The following is a 1,422-nucleotide window of genomic DNA, read 5'->3' as shown; positions in this document are numbered from 1 at the left end:
TAAGAGGTATTTTAGCAAAAGTTGGTTGATTTGTCTAGGGTTATTGTTGGTTTTATTGTTATAAATCAATTTGTTGTGTGGTTTTTAAGGGTTGACTAAGTATAATCCTCCAAGGGTAGCGTCCCCTTTTACTCAACCGATTCTACCCTTTTATTTTTAATTTTTATTTGTAAAATTCAACTTTAATAATTTTCATAGTATGCTTATCTATGTGATAAAAGCCAGAACCTCCACCCAACACAAGTTGCTTCCATGGAGTATGGAATTTAATAATATACAAATATTTGGATTCAGATATGTTGACTATATAGCTTTCTATTTCATCAGAACGATATCTACCAGTAAAAAAATCTTTATAAACAACACTAAACACTTCTAAATATTTAGCAGGCATTGTTATAGGTTTTTTATAACTTTCTATAATATCAAAATCAATATATTTATCCATATTAGAATTAGACATAACATGAGTATTTATAAAAATAAATAAAAANGATATGTTGACTATATAGCTTTCTATTTCATCAGAACGATATCTACCAGTAAAAAAATCTTTATAAACAACACTAAACACTTCTAAATATTTAGCAGGCATTGTTATAGGTTTTTTATAACTTTCTATAATATCAAAATCAATATATTTATCCATATTAGAATTAGACATAACATGAGTATTTATAAAAATAAATAAAAATAGCGTCTTCATCATTGTAATCCCCTTCATTGTTGTAACACCTTAATTACATCGTTAGTATAATCATAATATTTGATCTTGCCCATAGGAGTCGCTAAATATCCGTTCATTTTATTCCTTTTTGCATAAGGAATGTCTCCATTAGTAGAAAAGTCTTCGTCGTTGTATTTTAGATTATACGCTCCATGAGTGTGATAATAAGCCGTTACATTAGCACCATTAGGTGCTGGTGCATTCCTAGGATCCACTGATCTTTTGTCGCCTGCTGTCGGTCCAGTGAATGAATAAGACCCATCTGAATTTCTATAAATCAAACCACCATGCTCCCTATTTTCAGAAATAGAAGTAGAATTAATTCTTAAAGCATAAAATGCAGCATCATGTTGGGTTTTAAATTTAAGACTATTACTAAATGTCCTACCATGACGCATACCCTCATTAAACAAATACCTAAACGCCCCCGTCTGCGCCCCGTTTGCGAATTACCCATCTGAATTTCTATAAATCAAACCACCATGCTCCCTATTTTCAGAAATAGAAGTAGAATTAATTCTTAAAGCATAAAATGCAGCATCATGTTGGGTTTTAAATTTAAGACTATTACTAAATGCCCTACCATGACGCATACCCTCATTAAACAAATACCTAAACGCCCCCGTCTGCGCCCCGTTTGCGAATTTACCGCCGCCAATCATCGAGATGGTGCCACCAATAACTGCCTCTATAGC

The 1,422-nt window shown here is 32.2% G+C and carries 2 protein-coding genes; both read right to left on the bottom strand.

The genetic code is table 11. The annotated features are described in order from the left end of the window. Nucleotides 1-720: 720 nt before the first annotated feature. Nucleotides 721-1,140 (bottom strand): DUF4329 domain-containing protein, encoded by a 420-nt coding sequence (locus tag BHECKSOX2_RS09570; protein ID WP_139683388.1) that lies wholly within the window; start codon nt 1,138-1,140, stop codon nt 721-723. Between the two features lie 36 nt (nt 1,141-1,176). Then, nucleotides 1,177-1,422 (bottom strand): hypothetical protein (locus tag BHECKSOX2_RS09565; protein WP_180323750.1); only part of this gene is annotated, 246 nt, incomplete at its 5' end.

The organism is thiotrophic endosymbiont of Bathymodiolus puteoserpentis (Logatchev), from assembly GCF_900127505.1.
In the GTDB taxonomy this organism is placed as follows: Bacteria; Pseudomonadota; Gammaproteobacteria; order PS1; family Pseudothioglobaceae; genus Thiodubiliella.
This window is presented reverse-complemented; position numbering and strand designations above follow the sequence as displayed.